General features: G+C 42.6%; 13 protein-coding genes. 7 read left to right on the forward strand and 6 right to left on the reverse strand.

What is annotated here, in order from left to right:
• The first annotated feature begins 278 nt into the window (after positions 1-278).
• Complete coding sequence (locus tag Q4533_RS17095) at positions 279-932, forward strand: peptidase (protein ID WP_102440228.1); 654 nt, start codon at positions 279-281, stop codon at positions 930-932.
• Entirely contained in the window at positions 929-1726 is a 798-nt protein-coding gene (locus Q4533_RS17100; RefSeq protein ID WP_102440227.1) for a PepSY domain-containing protein, read from the forward strand. Before Q4533_RS17095 ends, Q4533_RS17100 begins: the two co-directional genes overlap by 4 nt.
• Before the next feature lie 121 nt (positions 1727-1847).
• On the opposite strand, the gene Q4533_RS17105 is transcribed toward Q4533_RS17100, so the two are convergent.
• Positions 1848-6824, reverse strand: coding sequence for a S8 family serine peptidase (locus Q4533_RS17105; RefSeq protein WP_303503478.1), 4977 nt, complete (start codon positions 6822-6824; stop codon positions 1848-1850).
• Positions 6825-7361: 537 nt separating this feature from the next.
• On the opposite strand from Q4533_RS17105, the gene Q4533_RS17110 reads away from it, so the two are divergent.
• From Q4533_RS17110 to Q4533_RS17125, 4 genes are all read left to right on the forward strand, one after another.
• On the forward strand, positions 7362-8315 hold the full coding sequence (locus Q4533_RS17110) for a LysR family transcriptional regulator (protein WP_102437025.1): 954 nt from the start codon (positions 7362-7364) through the stop codon (positions 8313-8315).
• Positions 8316-8479: 164 nt separating this feature from the next.
• The gene (locus Q4533_RS17115; RefSeq protein WP_303503481.1) at positions 8480-9682 is read left to right on the forward strand and encodes an ABC transporter substrate-binding protein; all 1203 of its coding nucleotides are present in this window, start codon (positions 8480-8482) and stop codon (positions 9680-9682) included.
• 21 nt (positions 9683-9703) lie between these two features.
• Positions 9704-12103, forward strand: a complete 2400-nt coding sequence (locus Q4533_RS17120) for an ATP-binding protein (protein ID WP_102437021.1) — start codon at positions 9704-9706, stop codon at positions 12101-12103.
• 198 nt (positions 12104-12301) lie between these two features.
• The gene (locus Q4533_RS17125; RefSeq protein WP_303503483.1) at positions 12302-15352 is read left to right on the forward strand and encodes a UvrD-helicase domain-containing protein; all 3051 of its coding nucleotides are present in this window, start codon (positions 12302-12304) and stop codon (positions 15350-15352) included.
• 49 nt (positions 15353-15401) lie between these two features.
• Here the strand turns inward: Q4533_RS17125 and ftsZ are convergent, their stop codons facing one another.
• The 5 genes from ftsZ to prmA all read right to left on the reverse strand — a co-directional run bounded on the left by ftsZ (position 15402) and on the right by prmA (position 20234).
• Entirely contained in the window at positions 15402-16559 is a 1158-nt protein-coding gene (ftsZ, locus tag Q4533_RS17130; protein WP_102476033.1) for a cell division protein FtsZ, read from the reverse strand.
• 53 nt (positions 16560-16612) lie between these two features.
• Entirely contained in the window at positions 16613-17620 is a 1008-nt protein-coding gene (locus Q4533_RS17135) for a YafY family protein (protein WP_102437015.1), read from the reverse strand.
• A 266-nt stretch (positions 17621-17886) separates the two neighbouring features.
• Entirely contained in the window at positions 17887-18192 is a 306-nt protein-coding gene (fis, locus tag Q4533_RS17140; RefSeq protein WP_011494902.1) for a DNA-binding transcriptional regulator Fis, read from the reverse strand.
• A gap of 18 nt (positions 18193-18210) precedes the next feature.
• Entirely contained in the window at positions 18211-19179 is a 969-nt protein-coding gene (gene dusB, locus Q4533_RS17145) for a tRNA dihydrouridine synthase DusB (protein ID WP_102437013.1), read from the reverse strand.
• A 173-nt stretch (positions 19180-19352) separates the two neighbouring features.
• Positions 19353-20234 carry a 50S ribosomal protein L11 methyltransferase gene (prmA, locus tag Q4533_RS17150; RefSeq protein ID WP_303503486.1) on the reverse strand — a complete coding sequence of 294 codons (882 nt, stop codon included), beginning with the start codon at positions 20232-20234 and terminating at the stop codon, positions 19353-19355.
• A 317-nt stretch (positions 20235-20551) separates the two neighbouring features.
• On the opposite strand from prmA, the gene Q4533_RS17155 reads away from it, so the two are divergent.
• Positions 20552-21457, forward strand: coding sequence for a LysR family transcriptional regulator (locus tag Q4533_RS17155; protein WP_102437009.1), 906 nt, complete (start codon positions 20552-20554; stop codon positions 21455-21457).
• Positions 21458-21611: the final 154 nt, after the last annotated feature.

A 21611-nucleotide genomic window follows, 5' to 3' on the forward strand; every position in this document is an offset into this window, starting at 1 on the left:
GCAGTGTAATTATTCGTATGGTAAGCAGTATTTTTTTCGGTATATGCAAGCATACTTTACACAAAATAAAGTATCGAGCGAAGCCTTGATAAGAAACTATCACAATTAAATTTCTATGAAAATTAAGGTGTTTCAGGTAATTTAGACGCTTATTATTTAGTGAAAATTAACTGTATTCGCACCATAAATTAAAATAATAACAAGGGTAACGACAAATTTTGATTATCCATAAATTATATAGAAAAATATTCTCAGCCCACTTTCTCCATCGGTGGCTAATGCTGGTGCTGGCGATTCCCATCATCATATGGAGCGTGACCGGTAGCTACTTTGTGTTGATGGATATTGGCTTTATTCGCAGTGATCATGTGGTTAGCAAAGTAGAAGTTATTGACCCTTCTCAAGTGCAATACTCGGTAGGTAACGTCTATCAAAATTACCCTAAAGCCCAGCAAATATCCCTTAAAAGCGTGCTTAGTAAAGCGGTTTATCAAGTCAATTTAACAGATGATAAGCTGCTCATCGATGCGCAAACGGGTCAGGTACTTGAACGCTTTAATGAGCAACAGGCACGTCAAATCGCAGCTTTATATTTACCATCGGTTTCAGCGACCCAATTAAGCTCCATTAGCCTTATTGAACACAATGCACCAGCTGAGTTATCTGCAAGGCATCTACCTGTGTGGCGAGCTGAGTTTGATGATATTGGCATGACAACCCTCTATATATCCGCTAAAAGTGGCGATGTGGTAACCCGCCGACATGAATACTGGCGCTTGTTTGACTTGTTTTGGAAGTGGCACATCATGGATTATAACGACGGTGAAGCCATTGATAATCAGTTACTCTTTTATACTTCAATAAGCGCATTTATCGCTGTTTTTTCTGGCCTGGTGTTAGTGTGGCAACGCCGAAAGAGGTATGTGAAATGAGTGCTAAATCGAGCGTGAGAACAAGTAAAATACCAGGCAAGAAAGCCAAGCGGTTACAGCATTTGATCCGAGTCTGGCATTACTGGGTAGGCGCGTTAGTTAGCCTACAATTTTTGATTTGGCTAGGGACTGGTATTTACTTTAATATCACCCCACACGAGGCGCTAAAAGGCATGGCATATAGTCATCATGCTGCCCATGAAGACTATAATTTCAATGCTGCAGAACTAATAACGGCAAAGCAAGTACTGACAAACCATCCGAATCAACAGCAATTAGCACTCATATCATTGGACAGCAATCCCGTGTATTTACTGACTGAAACCGCAATGCGTTATAAACATGAGTGTCAGCAGCAAACCTTAGTGAATGCCTATAGCGGTGAAGTGATTCATATTGACCTATCGTTAGCAACCACGCTGGCCATCGACAGTTATAGGGGGCCTGGCAGCGTTATCAGTGCTAATAAACTTAAGCCGCCGATTAGCGAGTGGCCTAAAGAATGCAATCCCTTATGGCAAATCAACATGGATGATGATCTTGAGACACGAATATACATCAATGCCATTAATGGCCAGTTAATTGGCCACAAAAATAGCGACACTGAACTGGCAGATTTGATGTTCAAATTACATTTTATGGATTACTTACATCAAGGCAGTTTCAATAATCCTTTCAGTTGGTTTTTTGGCTTAATGGGCTTGTTTTTATCACTGTCAGGTTTGTATTGGGTGGGAGAGAACTTAGTGAATAAGCGTTATAAATTAACGCGGTTCTTAAAGGTTAAAAGCTGAGTTTAAGTGTAGTTATTTTCATGGTTTAATAAAATCAAACTAAAAAGAAGGCCCTCATCAGAGGGCCTTTCTCATAGGTATTGTTTGCTTAACATGCCTATATAATCGTGAAGCTTAATATTTAGTGAAGCTTACGGCGACGACCAGCGAATAAACCTAGTACACCTAATGCTAAGAAGCCTAAGCTACCACCGCTTGATTTTTTCTCTTCAACAACAGGAACTTCAGGTGCTGGCGCTACAGGCTCTACGCCATCAGAGTTAACCGTTAGCTTAAAGCTGGTGGTTGCTTGATCAGACGGGTAAGCCATATCATGCACAGTTACAGATACCATGGTTTCACCAAACCAGTCAGCATCAGGGGTAATCGTGATGCTATCACCTTCAACTTTAGCAGTGATGTTATCACCTGCCACCATAATGCCATTGACTGTGCCTTTAAGGTCAGCATAGACAACATTCATTGTAAGAGAGCTATTCTCTTCAATTACTTGGTCTGTAAAACCTGCAACTTGAATATTACTTGCTGATGAAACCGTATGGGATACCGTCACTAACTCTGAATCAGCGTATTGACTGCTAACCTTTACTGCATTATCCATTCCAACAGCTGCAGCTGATACACGGGCAGAGAAGCTAACCGTTAATGCTGAGCTTTCAGGGCCTTGATAATCAGCACAAACTAGCATGCCTTCAGCCACTTTTTCATCAACGTTATTGTAGGCAAAACCGTCATTGTACCAACCACCGACAGGCTGGTAGGTGCCACGCTCACCGTAATAACCATGTAGACCAATTGAACCAAAATGATCGTTAGCCGTTTGCAGCGCTTGATAACCAAACATGATTTCATGGGCACCAGGGGCAAAATCTAACTTAGTTGAGATAATGGTTTCAACATCAAAGTAAGCTGATGCATCTGGGTTACGGTTACCGGTAAAGCGGTTATCAATTTCTGCACCACCTTTCCACTGGAACACATAATAATCATCAACCACAGCACCATATACTAGGTTAGTGACTGCGCCGATATCTTCACGGAATGCCACTTCTGGCATAATCACATCACCACGCCACAATGGGGCAACCATAGTGTCAGGGAAGCTTTGGAACACATCATTAAACTCATAATGGTAATTATAGAAATCTGGCATTTCGTCAAATTTCACATAACCAAATGGTGAGATTTCAAGTAAGTCATGCAGCATGTCTTGCTCTGCACCGTATAAAGGTACGTGAGGTAAATCATTCGCTGACATTGGAATACTCAAATATTGGTTAGAGTTGCCAGTAATGCCTAAATCAGAGAAACCAAACTCACTTGGTACATCCACAAAGGTGTCACTCGCGCCCTGCATTTGCGCAGGAATACGACACGTCGCATCCTCTAGACTCGTGGTAAACACATAGTGACGTGGGGTATCTAATGACGAAGGTTGCACAGTATTAAAGGCAATGGTATTACCATCAATTGTCATGTCTTCAGTGTATTGTGGTAAGCCAGAAACCTGAACGCTGTCTTCAATTAACTGGAAGCCTGAAGCGAGTTCAGTACTTAAGGTTAACTGACGCTCACCACCTAACAAGTTAGGCGCTAGGCTGACTTCAAACTCAACAATATCACCGGCCTTGGCACTGGTATGGCTTGCTTCAATTTCGGTGTCGCTACCGTCATGAATAAGCTGTACTGGGATATAACCTAAGTTATCATCGTTATAGCTGTCGCTACCAATTCCCACATAACCATAATAAACATCGCCCTCTACAGCATCAGCTAAATCATAGTTTAACTGTACACGGTAAGGGTCCATGCCATTTGATGAATCTGGGCCAACGGCAGTCAGATTAGCGTCATCTTGATCACCGATGATAGCTAAAGCGAAGATCATATTATCAGCAAGGTTAGCTGCATCTTCATAATCATACTTATAGTTAGAGCCATAAGCCCAGTAAGTCCCTGGAGTTGGATTATTAATGGCGCAGTAATCGTTGTTATCAATACGAGAATAACAAATGGCTTCTTCATTCCACTGGATTTCACCGTCGTTATTGACATCCATACCGATATCGATTGATGCATAAGCATTATAGTCAGCTTTAACCACTTCCCACACAATACGCTTAGTGCCTTCTGGTACGTCAAAGAAGTTAACCACTTGGCCATCATCAATACGTGATTGCGCGGTATTGTCTAAGTCGCGCACATCACTGCGCTGCATTTGCACATCAAAAATTTCAGCTTTAACTAAGCCATTAACGCGGCTATTAAAGGTTTGAATTTCTTCAGTGGTGATTTCAGGGGTTAAAATATGCCCTTGTTGGCGGTGGATATTACCGACCACATTTTCAGGCATACTGGTACCACTGTAGCGAATGCTAACCGGTAAATGTTGCATTGGCATATCCGTGCTTGCAGAGGTAATAGTCACATCACCTAGTAAGCGTAGAGATGATGAATCTGCACCCGGTGCTTGAACTTCTAACACTGTTGCTGTGAGCATGATGGCTTGAGTTTCGCCTTTGCTAAGGCTAAATGTCTTAGGCGACACTTCAAGCGACAGCATATCTGCGCCATCCATTGCCAGCGACTCAGCATCCACAGTCCAACTGCCATCAGCTGTCGCGGTAAATGTCCGCATCATGGTACAAGTGCCACTGCAGCTTTCATTGTAAAAATATGGCACGTTTAGGGTGTTAACTGTGCCGCCATTTTTAGGGTTAGCCGCGCGGTAGTTATCACCGGTTTCATCCATGATTAAACCCGCTTTAAATGCGCGAGCAACGTTAATCACGCCACTACCTGCATCACTAAAGCCTGCTGGCTCTAAATCAACAAAGGGGTAAGTTTCAACCGTGCGAGTCACTTCAGCTAAATTCGAAGTCATCATTAATGCTGACTGAATTTGTGCTGGTGTCCAACTTGGTTGTGCTTGCTTTAATAATGCCATTGCACCTGCAACATGGGGCGCTGCCATTGAAGTACCACTAATGGTGTTGTAGTCACCAGGTACACCTACACCAGAAAACGGCATTTCATCAGCCCATGCCGCATAAATATCAACACCAGGAGCGGCAAGGTTTGGTGACATGACTTCAGGGTTATCAAAGTTATGTCCACGAGATGAGAAGTCAGCTAACGCATTAGGCACACGTTCAGTCGTCACCACATTTGAAGCCGTGATGGTTAACTGATGATCACTGCCTTTAGATAACCAGCTTGATAAACCAAACCAGTTAGTTGAAGCATCACCATAATAACCACTATAAGGCAAGTGAATACCGGGGATCACATAAGGGTCGTTATTAACCGACTCTGTAGAGCTGGCGTTACGTAAAATAAAACCACCTGCACCGCCTTCGGCTACGTTAATGGCTTTTTGTACACGAGCGATATCACCACGCTTACAAACTACAATTGGCGCAGTGTCATATGGAATGCCTTCAGGAGAGTTATCAAAAAAGCCTGCTGGGAAGGCTTCATTACATTTTTCATATTCCCAGCCGTAGGCTGTTGCTTCAACCACAGGGCCTGTATAACCTTCGGTAATCCCGCCGCCAACAAGTTCTGGTAGCTCTTGCTCGCCGCCAGTTGCGCCAGTAAGCATTTTACCTTCAACACTAAACTCACGTGTATGAGTGGTTGCTGCAACAGAGGTCACCCAAGGGGATAAGTGATCAATTGCGCCGCGGCGTACATTTGCTTCAGAAGGGTCAAAAGAGTTACCCGCTGAGGCTGATACCGAAATACCGGCTTCTCGTGCTGCTAAAAAGGCCATCTCCATTGGGTCTTCCCATGGGAATGCGCCATAAGCAGTACCAATTGAGTAGTTAATCACATCTACGCCATCGGCGACTGCATCTTCAATACCCGCAAGTAATGCAGAACCAGGGCAGCCTGTGTAATTATTAAAGCTGCCGTCACCTGGGTGACATACTTGGTACATAATGACGTTAGCGTGCGGCGCGACACCTGAAATACGCGGTAACATTAAGTCCGTTGGCTTGCCGTCACTGGTTACGCCAACATCAGGTACCATATAGGTACTATCTAATATGATATTACCGGCAGCGGTTGAAGCAGTATGTGAACCATGGCCGTTGTAATCTTCGCCATTAGCAGGTCTTAATGGGCCTTCGATTTCCCACCAGCCTTTATCAGGTTGAAAACTTTCATCGCTATAAGTGTCGGTAATCACAGGGTAAGAGCGCACACCAATAAGCTTGTCATTACACATGCCGGCAAACTCTTCAAGCTCACAGTCGCCTAAATAGCCAGCATAACGCGACGGTAATTGATGTACATAGCCATCATCGCCTTGTGCTGCAAACGATTCATGGTCGGTGTTAATCCCGGTATCGAGCACGCCTACAACAATACCTTTACCGGTAAACGCTTCACCAGTAACTTCACCGGTCCAAAACTTGTCAGCGCCGATATGCTGTGGACCCACATCAGTTTGTAATTGGTAGATGATTTCACGGGTCACACTGACAACACCAGATAAGCCGGCAACGCTTGCTGCTTGATCTTGAGTCATACGCATCGACATACCGTTAAAGGCAAGCTGATAGTTAGCGATAGTTTTAGTGTTACCTACCAAGCTGGTAATTTGCGAGCTTACGCTAGCTTGTTTTTCACTAAGGTAACTACGATATGATTGTACATCGGTACTATTGATATCAACTTTATCATGCAGCTGTGGGCTTAATGCCGCCGGGATTTTACTGGTTCGAGGAGTCGTAGCATTTAATCCAGCAACACCGCCTTGATATAATGAAACTGGCTTGTCAGATAACTGAATAATATAAGTTTGCTCACCTTCAACATCATCTTCATAAACAAAGGGAACTTTTTGATCAACACTTGAAATAGCACGATGAACATTACGTCCATTACTATTTCGAGTTTGTGTCACTACCTCTCCAGATAAACGATCTTTATTTTTATTGTCGTTATATTGCTTAATTGCATCGGTAATAACTATAGGCTTAATATTGGCCGAGTATGCACCATCAGCATTGGCGCTATCAGCACTCGCTCCGGCAGCACCCGCATAAATGGCCGCTAGGGTCATTATATGAACTTTGTTCAGTTTCATTGTCGTTTCTTCCGTTATTATTTGTGAATGCAAATTTTTTAACAAATTTGTCACATGAATATTTAACGTGTATTTGCGTTAGCGGCCAATGCATTTTATGAATCAACTGATAGTTTTTGTGAAAAACAATAAAGGCTAGCGATCAAATCATAAAATAAATAAGCTTAAAAACCAATGGTTTGACTTTTTTTAGATAAAAATATCAGCTATATAAGAGATTAAATGGAGTGAATTGAGTTTACTTGGCGCCTATGGTGATACAAAGTGAAACAGTCACTACAGGGTGATTGTTGTGATTATTAGGCTAATTGAACTATCGCCATTAGCTTTACTAAAAAAATAATAACAATGGTACATTTTTACTGCTAAATAGCGTTAAGTATCTTTATAGCTAGAGATAATAATTTATTTAATAGTTGGCTTAATAGTTAGTGTTTTATGTTATTTGATAAAGATTAGTTGGTGAACATTATTTTATAAATTTTAGCACGGAAATATTAATTTAAATAATTCAGTTTAAATATAAGTAGGATTGATATGGAATTACGTCACATTAAATACTTTGTTGTATTGGCTGAATTAAAACACTTTCATAAAGCTGCCGCAGAGTTAAATATTACTCAGCCGTCACTATCCAAAAGCTTGCAAAAACTCGAATTATTAGTTGGTGGTAAGCTATTTCAGCGCGACTCTAAAAATATGACGCTAACCCCTTTGGGGGAAATGGTATTAGCTCATTGCCAAAACATTGTAAAGCAGCACGATAAACTAAAACGCGATATCGCCAGCTTTCATGGTGAAAATGAGCATGAAATTAGCATTGGCGCCAGCCCTATTCCATCAAACTGTTTAGTGGGCCCTATATTGGGGCAGTTTATTCAGGCTTGTCCCAAAATGACCATTGATTTTAAAGTGGATCATTGGCAATCATTAACAGAGCTGTTACTTCAAGGAAAGTTGGATTTGTTTGTTGCGGAAGCCAAAGTGACTGAGCTTGAAGATAACCCATTACTTCACTTACAAGCGCTGCCACCATTTCCGGTGATATTTTGTTGTCGTCCTGATCACCCGCTTACTAAGCTGCCGAGATTATATTTAGCGACATTTAGAGATTATCCTTTGGCGATCCCATTGAAATTGCCCATTACCATCGCCAATCAATTTGAAGACTTATTTCAATTACAAAGAGATGATTTTGCCGGTTTAATTCGTTTTGATCAGCTTCACTCAATTAAAGACGCTATTTTTCATTCAGATTTAGTAGTGCTAACTCCAGAAATAGCAGTACGTGATGAATTATTAGCGGGCACCTTGGTGCAGCTTAGCCCGCAATTGATGCCGAAACTGAATGCTAAGTTCAGTATTGTTAGCCTAGCAGAAAACCAACAAAGCCAATCGATTAAGGTGTTTAGCGAGTTTATTGTGCAGCGAGCTAACTCAGTTAAGGACTCAGTTAATGAGCTTGAAAACTTAGATATACAAATTGCGTAAGGCTGAAAAGTAGGGCAAACCTAACGAGTATCAAACTAACTTAGCTTGGCATGACTGCGTTACTGGCACAAATAGCATCACAATTTATATGGTTATTTTCAGAGGGTAGGCTATAACTAAGATGCTTGACTAAAATTGCCGCATGCCAACCAAGGATTGTCAGTATGCTTAAAATTGTATTTTTGCTTCTATTATTTAGTTATTCCCTCGAGATACTCGCCTCTCCTAAGTTTTTTAAAGTTTACTTTGATGCCGATAGAACGGGTCATATTGAATCGTCATTAGCAATTGAACAGGGTTTTAAAGTCGCATTTGAACAGGCAGATAATAAACTTGGTGGCCTTGGTGTGGAATTTGTCACCTTAGATCATCGAGGTAATGTCGGCAGAAGCAAAAAGAATATGGACCGTTTTTTGAAAGATCCTAATGGGATAGTGTTTATAGGCGGTCTGCATTCCCCGCCATTAATAAAATATCGAGATTTTATTAATGAGTCACAATTGCTCACCCTTGTCCCTTGGGCTGCTGGTGGACCAATTACTCGATACCCCTCAAAAGATAATTTTGTTTTTCGGCTTTCGGTAGATGATCAAAAAGTTGGCAAGCACTTAGTTGATTTTGCGATGCAAAAACAATGTAAAAAACCACACATGATGCTCGAAAATACCGCTTGGGGTAAATCTAATTATCGCAGTATGACTTCTGCCCTTGAGGCTTATGGCATGACTGAAGTGGGGGAAACTTGGTTTGCTTGGGGGATAAACCCAGCGCAAGCAAGATTATTATTAGCAACCGCCCAAAAAGAACAAGTTGACTGCTTATTTATGGTCGCAGGGGCCACAGAAGGGGCGTTAATCGTAACCGCTGTGGCTGAGCTGGGTTTGGATATTTCAATATACAGTCACTGGGGGATTACCGGTGGGGATTTTGCCACTGTGGTGCCATTTGAGATCCGCAATAAAGCAAATTTACACTTCATACAATCATGCTTTAATTTTTATAGCTCAGAGGTAACTGATTTTAATCAGCAGGTTTTTAATGATGCTAAAGCTATGTTTCCAGAGCAGTTTGTTGATAAAAACATCAAATCGCCGGCAGGCTTTGTTCATGGTTATGATCTCGGTAAAATTTTTATCGCAGCCGCCAATAATGTCAGTTTTACTGACAATATAGTCACTAATCGCATCGCAATGAAGCAGGCACTGGAGTCGATGACAGCGCCGGTTGACGGATTAATAAAACAATATCAGGCACCATTTAGTGTATTTAGCCATAGCGCCCCAGATGCCCATGAGGCGCTAGATGGAAACGATTTATGTATGGCGATATACGATGATATTAATGCGGTTAAATTGATTGAGCAGTAAGCCTAAGGCGTCGAATTTATTATGTGGTTTGATAAAAAAAATGGAATGCATTTATTTTCGCTGTTTATTTTGTTGGGGGCCATTACCTTTATGGCGTCCAGTTATATTTTTGTGTCCAATCAGGCCGCTGAAACTGCAAAACTCATCAATGAAGAGAATTTAAAAGGTAAATTTTCTGCAATTGAACAATACGTTGCCGAGTTCATCGGCGCCCATGAAAGGGATGTTAATAAAATATCCACTTACCCTGATGTTATCAGCGCGACGCTAGAAGGTGTTGATGATAAACATACCTTACATGACCAACTATCACTGATAAAACCACATGATGTAGATACTTTTGTGAACCTGTATGACTTTGCTGGCGAGGGCATTTATCTTGAATTTGAGCTTGGGGAGCAACTAAGACATTACCTGGTTGAGGGGATTAATGATGAGTCAATTCTTAATGATAACAACTATATCTTTTTTAACGAGCGTGGCCAAGATTACTTATTAATCACTGAGCCGATACGATATCACGCATTAGCTGAGGGCTTGACTGCTTATATTATCCAGTTAAATGACTCGCAATTAATAGGTCGATTAATTGCAGATAAAAATCATTGGTTTGGGATCAGACAAGACAGGTTTAACTGGGCTATGTCTCCCCAGGGTGGCTGGCAGACTCAAGCGAAAATGATCCCCCAATTTGATATTTATCTTCTGTATGCATCATCGCCACAATTTGTTGAAAAAATAGAGTCAGACTTCTTACGAAGCTTATTTCTTAGAATGCTGCTTGCTACCAGTATGACCATTTTACTCTTGTATTTTTTGGGTAGAAAAATCTTAGTATCCCCCTTTCAGTCATTAGCTCGCTCACAGCAATTACTTGAGCAACAGGCGGAAAATTTAAAAAATAAAGAGGCTGAATCAACTCGACTTGCGCGGGTTGTCAAATATATGCGAGATGCGGTGGTATTTACCGATCCTGATATCAAAATAATTTGGGTCAATGGTGCATTTGAGAAGATGACAGGCTATAAAAAACATGAAGTGTTGGGCATGAAACCCGCAGATTTACTGCAAGGGCCAAAGACTAGCAAAGTAACGGCTCGTAAAATTGGTGAGCTAATAAAAAATAGAGGCTTTGGTACTTTTGAGATAATTAACTACACCAAGAGTAACGAAGCCTATTGGTTAGAGGTGCAAATTGGGCCGCTGTATGATGATTCAGGTGAGCTAGAAGGTTTTATGGCGGTTGAGCGTGATATTACTGAGCGCAAAGAATTGGAAGACTCGTTAAAACTCACTGCCAAAAAAGCCGATGCCGCAAATATCTCAAAATCGCAGTTTTTAGCATCAATGAGTCATGAGCTTCGCACTCCAATGAATGGCGTGTTAGGTATGACAGAACTGATTAAAGACACTTCTCTTAATGTTGAACAAGAAGAGATGGTCAATACCTTATTGAGATCAGGAAAGCACATGCTATCTGTGCTCAATGATATTTTGGATTTTTCAAAAATTGAAGCGGGGAAATTAACCTTAAATTTAACCCGTTTTACCATCAACGAACTCAAGTCGGAAGTTGAACCGATTTATAAAGCCTTGTGCGATGAAAAAGGCTTGGCATTTAGCTTTGAGTCGGCTGGCGAGCAAGATAAAGTTTGTGTCGCTGATAAGATCCGAATTCAACAAATACTACAAAACTTGCTCAATAATGCGTGGAAGTTTACCCCTCAAGGCCATATTGCCGCGTCAATTAACGTCATCAATAATGAGGCTGAGCCGTTATTAGAAATTATTGTGTCTGATAGCGGTATTGGTATTAATAAAGATAAACAAGATTATGTTTTTCAGGCATTCTCTCAAGCTGAAGCGGATACCACCCGTCGGTTTGGCGGCACTGGGCTAGGGCTGGCGATTATCTCTGAGCTGGTGAATGTTATGGGAGGTAGCATAGAACTCAATAGTGAGCTGGGGGTAGGTAGCCAGTTTAGAGTGAGTATACCGATTAAATTAGATGCCAAACCGCAACAGGTCACAGGTCATCATAGCTCTATGTTTGATGGCTCAGGTTTAAAAGTGCTTATTGTTGAAGATAATAAAATCAATGTAAAAGTGATGAAGATGTTCCTCAACAAACGCGGCTTTGATTGTGAGGTCGCTGAAAACGGTCAAATTGGTGTCGATAAAGTGCAAGCAACACACTTTGACTTGGTGATCATGGATAATCATATGCCGGTGATGGACGGCATTGCCGCGACCAAGGCAATTAAAGCGTTAAACTTGGCTAATGAGCCGTTAATTATTGGCTGTACCGCAGATGCTTTTGAGCAAACCCGTATCGATATGATCAGCATGGGGTGTACTGAGGTTGTCACTAAGCCTATTCATAGCTCTAAATTAGACGAGATCTTAATCGCTATCTTTTGAGCTTACTCATAGCGATAGCCCGCAAGCCTGCTTACATAAAACGCCTGTCTATCTCATTAACCCCAGTTGCGGTTAACTCAATTGCCCATCGCTAAATCATTAGCAGATAAAGATCATGCTTAGGCGCTTAAGATTAAGCTATAGTGACGCCTAAATATCAATAGTTTGCTGTTCAGCCATTAAGTCGTAGGTTGTAAATTGTTACCAGAAAAATTTAAAAAATCAGAAAAAACGATCAAGCATAGTTGGTTTGGGCGCCTGTATTTAGGCGCTGCAGATGCCATTAAATTATCGGCTAATGGCATTGAGTTTCGTGCTCAGCAAGGTCGTTTATTTAGGCATTGGTTTACAGCAAAACCTGTACCTCAGCTGCAACAATTTACTTGGCAGCAACTGGCTGCGCCAGCCGAGTTTACCCCAAGCTTTTTAGGCAGTTTGCTTCGATTTCAAGCCCAAGGCCAGTTTTATCAGGTGCCATTTCTGGGCTACTTTTCTAAAGCCAAATTCAAACAAGAGATTGAACAATATTGGGCGCAAGCTCATGAGCAGCAGCTGTGTGAGTTAGTTGCCCGCATTGAGCATACCTTAGCGAATAAGTATTTACGTCAGTCGTTACTTGGGCAAATGCAGCCTCGCATTAAACGTGAATATCGCCGCTGGTTTCCATGGTGTAAATCGGCGGGGTTATCGGTAACGCTTAACGCTGCGTTAGTGAAATTATCTGGCTTTTATCATTGGAATAACGCCAAGATAGCGCAAATTCGTTCGGCTTATGTTGACAGGCAATTAGTCAAATATGCAGACTTTTTTGATAATGTTGAATCAAAGCCATTAACCGATAAACAGCGCCGCGCTTGCGTTATAGATGATGATAACAATTTATTACTGGCAGGGGCTGGCACCGGTAAAACCAGTGTAATGGTGGGGCGTGCAGGCTATTTAGTTGCCAGCGGTCAAGCGCAAGCAGCGGATATTTTATTGTTAGCTTACGGCCGCAAAGCCGCTGATGAAATGGATGACCGCATCAAACAAAAACTGGCCACAGATGCAATAAAAGCCAGCACCTTTCACAGCCTTGGTTTAAGGATTATTGCAGCAGTGGAAGGCAAGCAGCCCAGTTTGTCACCATTGGCAGAAGATGACCAAGCCAAAGAGAAATGGTTACAACTCCAGCTTGATTACTTGCTTAAAGATGAGGTTTACCGCAAACGGCTGTGTGAGTTTTTTAGCCAATATTATTATGTGGAAAAAAGCCCATTTGATTTTGAATCCGAAGGCGAGTACTTCCAATACTTAACTGACAATGATATTCGCACGCTTAAAGGCGAGCGGGTTAAGAGTTTCGGCGAACTGTATATTGCTAACTGGCTATTTAAAAACGGCATTGAATATCGCTATGAAGCCAAGTATGAGCATGATGTTAGTAGTGTTGATTTTCGCCAGTACCAGCCTGATTTTTACCTGCCAGAATATGATGTTTATATTGAATATTACGGCATTGATGAGGCTAATAATACCGCCAGTTATATCGATAATCAGGCTTATCTTGAGTCGATACAGTGGAAACGCGAGTTACATCAACAGCATGATACTGCCTGTATTGAGCTATTTTACTATCAGCATAAAAAGGGCCAGTTAACGGCAGAATTGCAACAGGCATTAACGGCATTTGAACTGCAATATGCGCCGCTGCCCGATGACGCGATACTGGCAACCCTTAATGAGCTTGGGCGGGTGACTGAATTAGCCAAATTATTTAGTCAGCTTATTGGTTTATACAAAGCGGCTTGCCTTGATAATAAAGGCCTAGACAAGCTATTTAATCAAGCTACTGATCCCAAGCAAAGCCGTAAGGCATTTGAATTGCTCCAGCCCATATTAACCGCTTACCAACAGCAGTTAGCTGCAAATGGCGATATCGATTTTGAAGACATGATTGCCAAGGCGCTTAACTATATACAAACAGGGCAATTCATTAGCCCGTGGCGTTATATTATGGTGGATGAATTTCAAGATATCTCCGAGCCTAGAGCGCGTTTAGTTAAAGCATTAACACAGGCTTACTCAGCACAGAGTAAAACCACAGCCTCATTATTTTGTGTTGGCGATGACTGGCAGGCTATTTATCGTTTTAGTGGTGCAGATGTCAGCCTAACGACCCATTTTAGTGACTATTTTGGCGCAGCTGCGACAAGCTATCTTGACCAAACATTTAGATTTAATAGCAGCATTGGCGATGTTGCTACCCAGTTTGTCACTCAAAATCCGGCGCAGCTTAAAAAACAGATTCGCTCCAACGTGACAGTGAGCCAAGCGGCGGTATCAGTGATTAAGCGCGGCGAAAATGAAGCCGCCACAGGTGACAACCCAAGCCCTAATGCGGTAGCACAAGCATTGTCGGCGATTAGTGCTAGGGTCAATAAGCTTAAAGCTGGTACAAAACAACCGACAGTGTACTTACTGGCTCGGTTTTGGTTTCAGCTGCCAGATAGTAACGCCCTAAGACTACTGAATCAGCAATACTCCAATATAACCATTGAGTGTCAGTCCTTTCATGGCGCTAAAGGTAAAGAGGCTGACTATGTGGTGATCATCGGGATGAAAACCGGCCTGCATGGCTTTCCATCAAATAAAATCATCCCGCCTTTGTTAGATGCCTTTTTAGCAAAAGAAGAAGACTTTAAGTACGCTGAAGAGCGACGGTTATTTTATGTGGCGTTAACCCGTGCTAAGCATCGCGCCTATGTGCTGGCCGATATGACCGACGTCAGCCCGTTTGTCACAGAGCTTATTCAAGATGGTTATGCCATTGAGCAAGCAGAATTTACGACCTCTATAGTGCAAAGGCTGTTTGAAGATATTAACTGTGTTCGCTGCACCACAGGAGTATTAAAGCAAAGAACCGGTAACTTTAAATCATTCTATTCCTGTTGCCACTTTCCTTTGTGCGACCACAAAGAAGCAGGCTGCGAGCTTTGTGCAAGCCCCATGACCCGTAAACGCTTTGCAGGCTTTAAAGTCTGTCTTAATGATCAATGCGCCCATACCACACCGTTATGCAGCGTTTGCGGCGCTGATATGGTGCTAAGAAAAAGCGCTCGGGGGGAATTCTGGGGCTGTAAAAATTATCGTGGTAGTCATCGTCAAAGTAGCAAGGCTAACAGCAGGCAAAGTTGCACCCATGCAGTTGATAAAGCCAAGTTAGTACTGCCGAAGTCGATCGACTTGAAAGGAGTGAGCCTTCTCTGATGCTATCAAAGATATAGCAGCAGCTAGCGGCTCACCCTAGGGGCCGATATTATTGCCCTGCTGTTTTTTGATTTAAGTTACGGGTATAAGTCGGGACATCGAGCTCAGCTAAGCAATGATTATCATCGTTACTGCCTACAGACTTTTCTTTTAGAAAATCGTGAAGATTAAGCAGCTCTACTGATGCAAAGCGGTCTGTTGAAGGCGGTACTTTAGCATCATCCATAATGATTACTGATTGGTCGGTTGTGGCTTGAATACCGGTGGCAATCACCATCAATTCCAGCTCGCAATCCAGCTCAGGCACTATGGTTAATCCAATTATCACCAATGCACTAGGGTCGAGTTGCTGCTGCAGGGTTTCGCCAATCATATTATATTGGCTGAGCTCAATATTTTCAGATGCCATCACACTGACAATCGCTCCTTTGGCATGAGTCAGCTCAACGTCTTCCAGTAATGGATTTTTAAGGGCGCTATTAATCGTCACTTGGATATCTGCACCTGGCATTTGCTTCGCCACTCCCATAGCGGCTCGTCCATGGTGATTTACCACCGCAATGAAATCATTGAGATCGATATTAATCAAACCTGATTGGCTAATGGTGGTGGTTAACCCCAGCAATACATCTTGCAAAATACGGTTACTTTCAAAAAAGGCGTTAACTAGGCTGACTTTCTTATCCAGAGTTTTAGCCAGTTTGTCATTAGGTAACACGATTACAGCATTGGCGTGCTGCATTAATTTATCGACGCCTTTATTGGCCAGAAGATTCCTTTGCTGGCCTTCAAAACTAAAAGGGGTGGTAACCACGGCAATTAATGGTTTATTTAGCGCTGCGGCGACTGAAGCCATGAACGGGATGGCGCCAGTGCCAGTGCCGCCGCCCATACCGCCAGTAATAAAAATGATGTCGGCGAGTTCAATAAGCTCTTTTATTTGTGCTTCAGACTCCTGCGCAGCAGCTTGACCTTTTTCGGGCTTAGCGCCCGCACCTAATCCTTTAGTGGCTTCAATGCCAATTTGTAATCGAGTGCTAGATTGAGAGGCCTGCAGTGATTGTGCATCAGTATTGACGGCAATCAGCAGGACGTTGTCATTGAATGGCGATTGGCTAAGTTGATTTATGGTATTGCAGCCGCAGCCTCCCACACCGAAAACGGCAATGCGAGGTGATGGGCTGTTTTGCGTCAGTAAGTCAAACATCGATTCATCTCCTTGAAGTTACGCTAAACAGCGTAACTTAAGGGTGCGACAGCCTAAGACGCAGCAATTTGATAGCGCGCATTGACCTTGCTAATTAATCGAGTGAAATGGGCTCTTAATTTGGCTGGTGCCAGCACTTCGACATTGTCAGCCATGCTCCACAACAATGTTCTTAATCCTGAGGTGTCTTCAACGGTTGCTTCAACCAGATAGCGTTTATCTTCTAACTGCTTAACAGTTTGATTGTCACTGAGCTTGGCATTGCGCATGATAAAGTTTGCTGATGCAGAAAAAAGCAATTCAATATCAATCAACTCCGCTTGGTTTTCCATTTTTCTACGGGCAATATTAGCTTCACTTCGAGTAATGGAAGGGGTGTCCAGCACTCGCACATTACGTAGTAAGTCGATGGATTTGGCAAAAAGTTTTGGCTCAACCGTGCCAATGGTAAAGGTCAGTAGTGCGACACCATCTGATATTTGTATACCTTCAGGATTAATGGGCGTGTAATCAAGCCAATAGCTTTTCCCTTGGATCACTCGCTTTATTTGGCAGGCAATCTGGCGCTTGTTAAGCAGTGCCGATTGCACAGCTTCAAATATTTGTGGATCTTGCTGCTCAATTATAAAAGGAAAAGGTTTAGGTAACTGCGCCACGCGGCAGGCCCAGTAAAGCCAAGGGTTATCAGGATCATTTCCTAATATTTGATCTGCACGGTCAAAATAAGGGGTCAACTGCTTAAGGCTTTGGGGAGGCAGCAGTTGGCTAGCACTGTGCTTTAGGGTGTAAAATGCCAATGCCATGTGATTATCCATCAAGGTCAAGTTAAGACCACGCCAACAGGCGGCAATCGACCAGCCAAAAGGCTTGCTTCTGTCATCGAGCACTATGCCAAACAGCCCCATGTCGTACATGGCTTTTAATTCCCGCTGCACGGTTCTTAATCCAATATCAAAATCACGACTTTGCAGTCTTGCAGTGATGTCATTAGCGGTAATGCGCCTTGGATGAGCAGGTATTTGTTCCAGCATGGCAATTTGGCGTTGGATATTGATTTGCATCGATGTTCTCCCGATTATCTATGCCATGAGCATAATACTACCCTGCGACATAATCTGACGCACTAAGCATTTTTTGTATCATTATCTGATATTTAACCATGAGTAAAAGTTAAAGTTTTAGCTTGGGAATTACGTTGAAGGAAAGCGGAATCGAATACAGGAAGGGGCAACAAAACAACGGGGGTACATATGGGGGACATATCAACAAAAACGGGCTTTCCATTGCTGGAAAGCCCGTTTCAATACAACAGCTTAAGAATTGCTTCTTAGTTCATGCCGTATTTTTTTAATTTTTTGCGTAAAGTGCCACGGTTAATACCTAGCATGTTCGCTGCACGTGTTTGGTTGCCACGTGTGTGTTGCATGATGATGTCTAGTAAAGGTGCTTCAACTTCACTTAATACCATTTCATATACTTCAGACGCTTCTTGACCGTCTAACTGAGAGAAGAAGTTTGTTACTGCGCGCTTAACTGCGTCACGTAATAATTGTGGCTTGATTGTACCGTTAGCGGTTTCAATCTTACCTACGGTTAGCTGGTGAACTTCTGTGTTAGTTGTCTGATCAAACATTCTATTCTGCTCTTTATATTAAAAATTAACTAATTCATCAAAGTAACATTCCACAAGGGAATATTGCTGTTCAGCGGTTTCAAGCCTATTGAAGTCAGCACGAAATTGACGCTGCTCTTCTTGGTTTAGGTACCATCCCATGTGCTTTCTAGCAAATCGGACACCTTTGTACTCGCCGTACAATTCGTACAAAGCGTTAAGGTGTTCGAGCATGATTTCTCGTTGCTCGCTTGCCTCAACTGGCGGTAATTTGTTACCTGTTTCCAAGTAGTGGTGAATTTCTCTAAAAATCCACGGTCTGCCTTGGGCTCCTCGTCCTACCATTACAGCATCGGCGCCAGTGTAGTCTAAGACGAACTTAGCTTTTTCTGGACTGTCGATATCTCCATTGGCAACAACAGGGATTGAGACATTTTGTTTTATTGCTTTAATCGTGTCGTATTCGGCAAAGCCTTTATACATACACTGCCTAGTGCGGCCGTGAACGGCTAAGGAGGCAATGCCACAATCTTCGGCAATATGAGCAATTTCAACACCATTACGGTGTTCAGGTTGCCACCCTGTGCGAATCTTTAGCGTTACCGGTACATCAACTGCACTAACAACAGCCTGTAAAATCGCTTTTACTAGCTGGGGATCTTGCATTAATGCTGATCCAGCAAGCTTCTTATTCACTTTTTTGGCAGGGCAGCCCATATTGATGTCAATGATGTGAGCGCCTTGTTCAACGTTGAACTGGGCGGCCGCAGCCATTAAATCAGGATCTGCACCTGCAATTTGTACTGAACGAATACCTTCTTCACCAGAATGCATCATGCGCTGGCGGCTTTTATCGGTATCCCAAACTTCGGGATTAGATGAAAGCATCTCTGAAACCGCTAGGCCTGCGCCATAACGTAAACAAAGATTTCGAAAAGCGCGATCGGTGACACCTGCCATTGGTGCCACGATCAGCTGATTTTTCAGTTGATAGGGGCCAATTTGCATTGAGTTATTCACCATGCTCGTCAAAGGGGCGCTATATTAGCCCTTTTTTACCGTCCTGAAAAGGTCAATAAATGAACTAAAGATAACTTTTTTGCTTGACTTTTAGTTGTGGAGTCGTCAGCGCCCCTTTTGGCGTAAAACTAGCTGTCATAAGGGGTGTGCTGCCTTTACCGTTATTTGCGGGTGCCTGTCAAGCAGCTCCAGTCTTCTTTGTGAGCCGCTTCATCCATGATGAACCATTGGCTGTAGAATTGTGATACTTCTTCTGCTTGCTCTTGTAGTAAGCCTGAAAGGGCTAACTTACCACCTGTTTTGACTTTCTCTGCAATCAATGGGGCAAGCTCGCGCAGTGGGCCGGCTAAGATGTTAGCGACTAAGATATCAGCCTGTAAATTTTCTGGTTGGTTTTCGGGTAAATACAGTGACAACTGCTCGACAACACCGTTGCGCTCGGCATTGGCTGTCGATGCATCAATGGCTTGATAGTCAATATCAACCCCGGTGACCTTCTTCGCGCCAAGCTTTAATGCAGCAATGGCTAAGATGCCTGAGCCACAACCAAAGTCGATAACTTCTTTATCTGACAAATCTAAGCTGTCTAACCACTCTAAACATAATGCGGTGGTTGGGTGAGTACCAGTACCGAAGGCTAAACCTGGATCAAGAATAACATTTACTGCGTCTGGTTCAGGGATGTCACGCCAGCTTGGGCAAATCCATAAACGCTGACCAAATTTGATGGGGTGGAAGCTGTCCATCCATTCACGAACCCAGTCTTTATCTTCTACTTGTTCAATTTTATGGTTAAAGCCTTTACCTAAGCAGGGAACTGACTCTAATAACTCTATGGTCGGTGCTAAATCAGTGCCAGCATCAAATAAGGCCATTAATATGGTGTCTTGCCATAAAGGTGTTTCACCTAGTTTAGGCTCGAAAATTGGCTCATCTTGGCCGTCTTCGTAGGTGATAGACACAGAACCTTGATCCATCAATAAGTCGCCTAGCATGTCTGCATGATCGCGATGAGTGTGAATTCGTAATTGGATCCAAGGCATGGGATTTTCCTAACTGATAATAAAATTAAACATGAATTGGCGGCTATTATAGCTGATGCCATAACGAGGTGGCAGATATTCCTTTGGGTTTATCGGCCAAAAAGCAAAAACGCGCCAAATGATAACTATTTAACGGCTGATATTTGTTGTGAAACATTGGCTTTTACACTTCAGAAGTGGACAGATTGTGGGACTATTTCACCGCGATGAGTGTATTTGAGTCAAATTGACTATGATGATTTAGAGGGTAATATTTGTATCGTTATCAAAATTATTTTAGTAATGAATGATTAAGATGTGAGATTAAGGTCCAGACAATGCAGATAAATGATTTACACCTGTTTGTGCGAGTGGCTGATTGCGGCAGTATTGGCGCTGCTGCAGTTGAGCTAGATATTTCAGCTGCTGCGGCAAGTGCAGCATTAAAACGATTAGAGAAACAGTTAAATAGCGTACTGTTTATTCGCACCACTCGTAGTTTGCGTCTGACCGCCGAAGGTGAGCATTATCTGATCCATTGTCGCGAGGCGCTGGCGCAATTGCAATTAGGCCAGCAAGCCTTGTTAACCGAAAAAGGTCAAATCTCAGGTCAGCTCAATATCTCAGTCTCTTCTGACTTTGGCCGGAATGTATTCTTACCTTGGTTAGATAGTTTTCTACTGCAGTATCCAGATTTAACCATTCAACTGCATATAGGCGATAGCCTTAGCCATTTTCAGCACGATAAAATTGATATGGCGTTACGTTATGGCATACCGCCTGATTCAAGCCAAGTGGCGTTTAATATTTGTCATACTCAACGGGTGTTATGTGCCTCTTCTGCTTATATTCAGCATCATGGCGAACCTAAAAGCCCAGCTGAATTAGCGCAGCACAATTGTCTAATTTATAAGGTTGATGAACGTAATTATGATTTGTGGACGTTAATTAACGAGCAGCAGAGCTTTAAAATACGGGTGAGTGGTGATCGAAGTAGCAATGATGCTGATGTCACTCGTCGGTGGGCAGTATCAGGCCAAGGCATTGTATTTAAATCGGCTTTAGATGTTGTAGATGATTTAAATAGCGGTCGACTGCAACAGATATTGCCTGGATTTACCAGTGAGGCGATGCCGTTGAATCTCATTTGTGCAGGGCGACAGCATGTCAGCCCTGCCATGTTGTTAATGCGTGATAAACTGCGGCAACATTGCCTGCAATTACAACAAGCTGTGGCTATTTAGTCTTATGTTTAGAGGGTTTGATATCAAGTTCAAATCTTTATCTCAAAGCGCAGTGGCTTGCTAACATCTCACGATTCGCGTTGGTGTGATCTGCGTCTGACTCTTGCCTTGCGGTGAGTGATCTGGGTCACTTGCTGGTTTTTGGTTATTGCTA

The organism is Shewanella sp. 6_MG-2023, assembly GCF_030547195.1.
GTDB lineage: Bacteria > Pseudomonadota > Gammaproteobacteria > Enterobacterales > Shewanellaceae > Shewanella.

Excerpts from the sequence above, each read along its gene's own strand:
- Q4533_RS17095 (WP_102440228.1), top strand. The coding sequence starts at position 279 with ATGCTGGTGCTGGCGATTCCCATCATCATATGGAGCGTGACCGGTAGC.
- Q4533_RS17100 (WP_102440227.1), top strand. The coding sequence starts at position 929 with ATGAGTGCTAAATCGAGCGTGAGAACAAGTAAAATACCAGGCAAGAAA.
- Q4533_RS17105 (WP_303503478.1), bottom strand. The coding sequence starts at position 6,824 with ATGAAACTGAACAAAGTTCATATAATGACCCTAGCGGCCATTTATGCG.
- Q4533_RS17110 (WP_102437025.1), top strand. The coding sequence starts at position 7,362 with ATGGAATTACGTCACATTAAATACTTTGTTGTATTGGCTGAATTAAAA.
- Q4533_RS17115 (WP_303503481.1), top strand. The coding sequence starts at position 8,480 with ATGCTTAAAATTGTATTTTTGCTTCTATTATTTAGTTATTCCCTCGAG.
- Q4533_RS17120 (WP_102437021.1), top strand. The coding sequence starts at position 9,704 with ATGTGGTTTGATAAAAAAAATGGAATGCATTTATTTTCGCTGTTTATT.
- ftsZ (WP_102476033.1), bottom strand. The coding sequence starts at position 16,559 with ATGTTTGACTTACTGACGCAAAACAGCCCATCACCTCGCATTGCCGTT.
- Q4533_RS17135 (WP_102437015.1), bottom strand. The coding sequence starts at position 17,620 with ATGCAAATCAATATCCAACGCCAAATTGCCATGCTGGAACAAATACCT.
- fis (WP_011494902.1), bottom strand. The coding sequence starts at position 18,192 with ATGTTTGATCAGACAACTAACACAGAAGTTCACCAGCTAACCGTAGGT.
- dusB (WP_102437013.1), bottom strand. The coding sequence starts at position 19,179 with ATGCAAATTGGCCCCTATCAACTGAAAAATCAGCTGATCGTGGCACCA.
- prmA (WP_303503486.1), bottom strand. The coding sequence starts at position 20,234 with ATGCCTTGGATCCAATTACGAATTCACACTCATCGCGATCATGCAGAC.
- Q4533_RS17155 (WP_102437009.1), top strand. The coding sequence starts at position 20,552 with ATGCAGATAAATGATTTACACCTGTTTGTGCGAGTGGCTGATTGCGGC.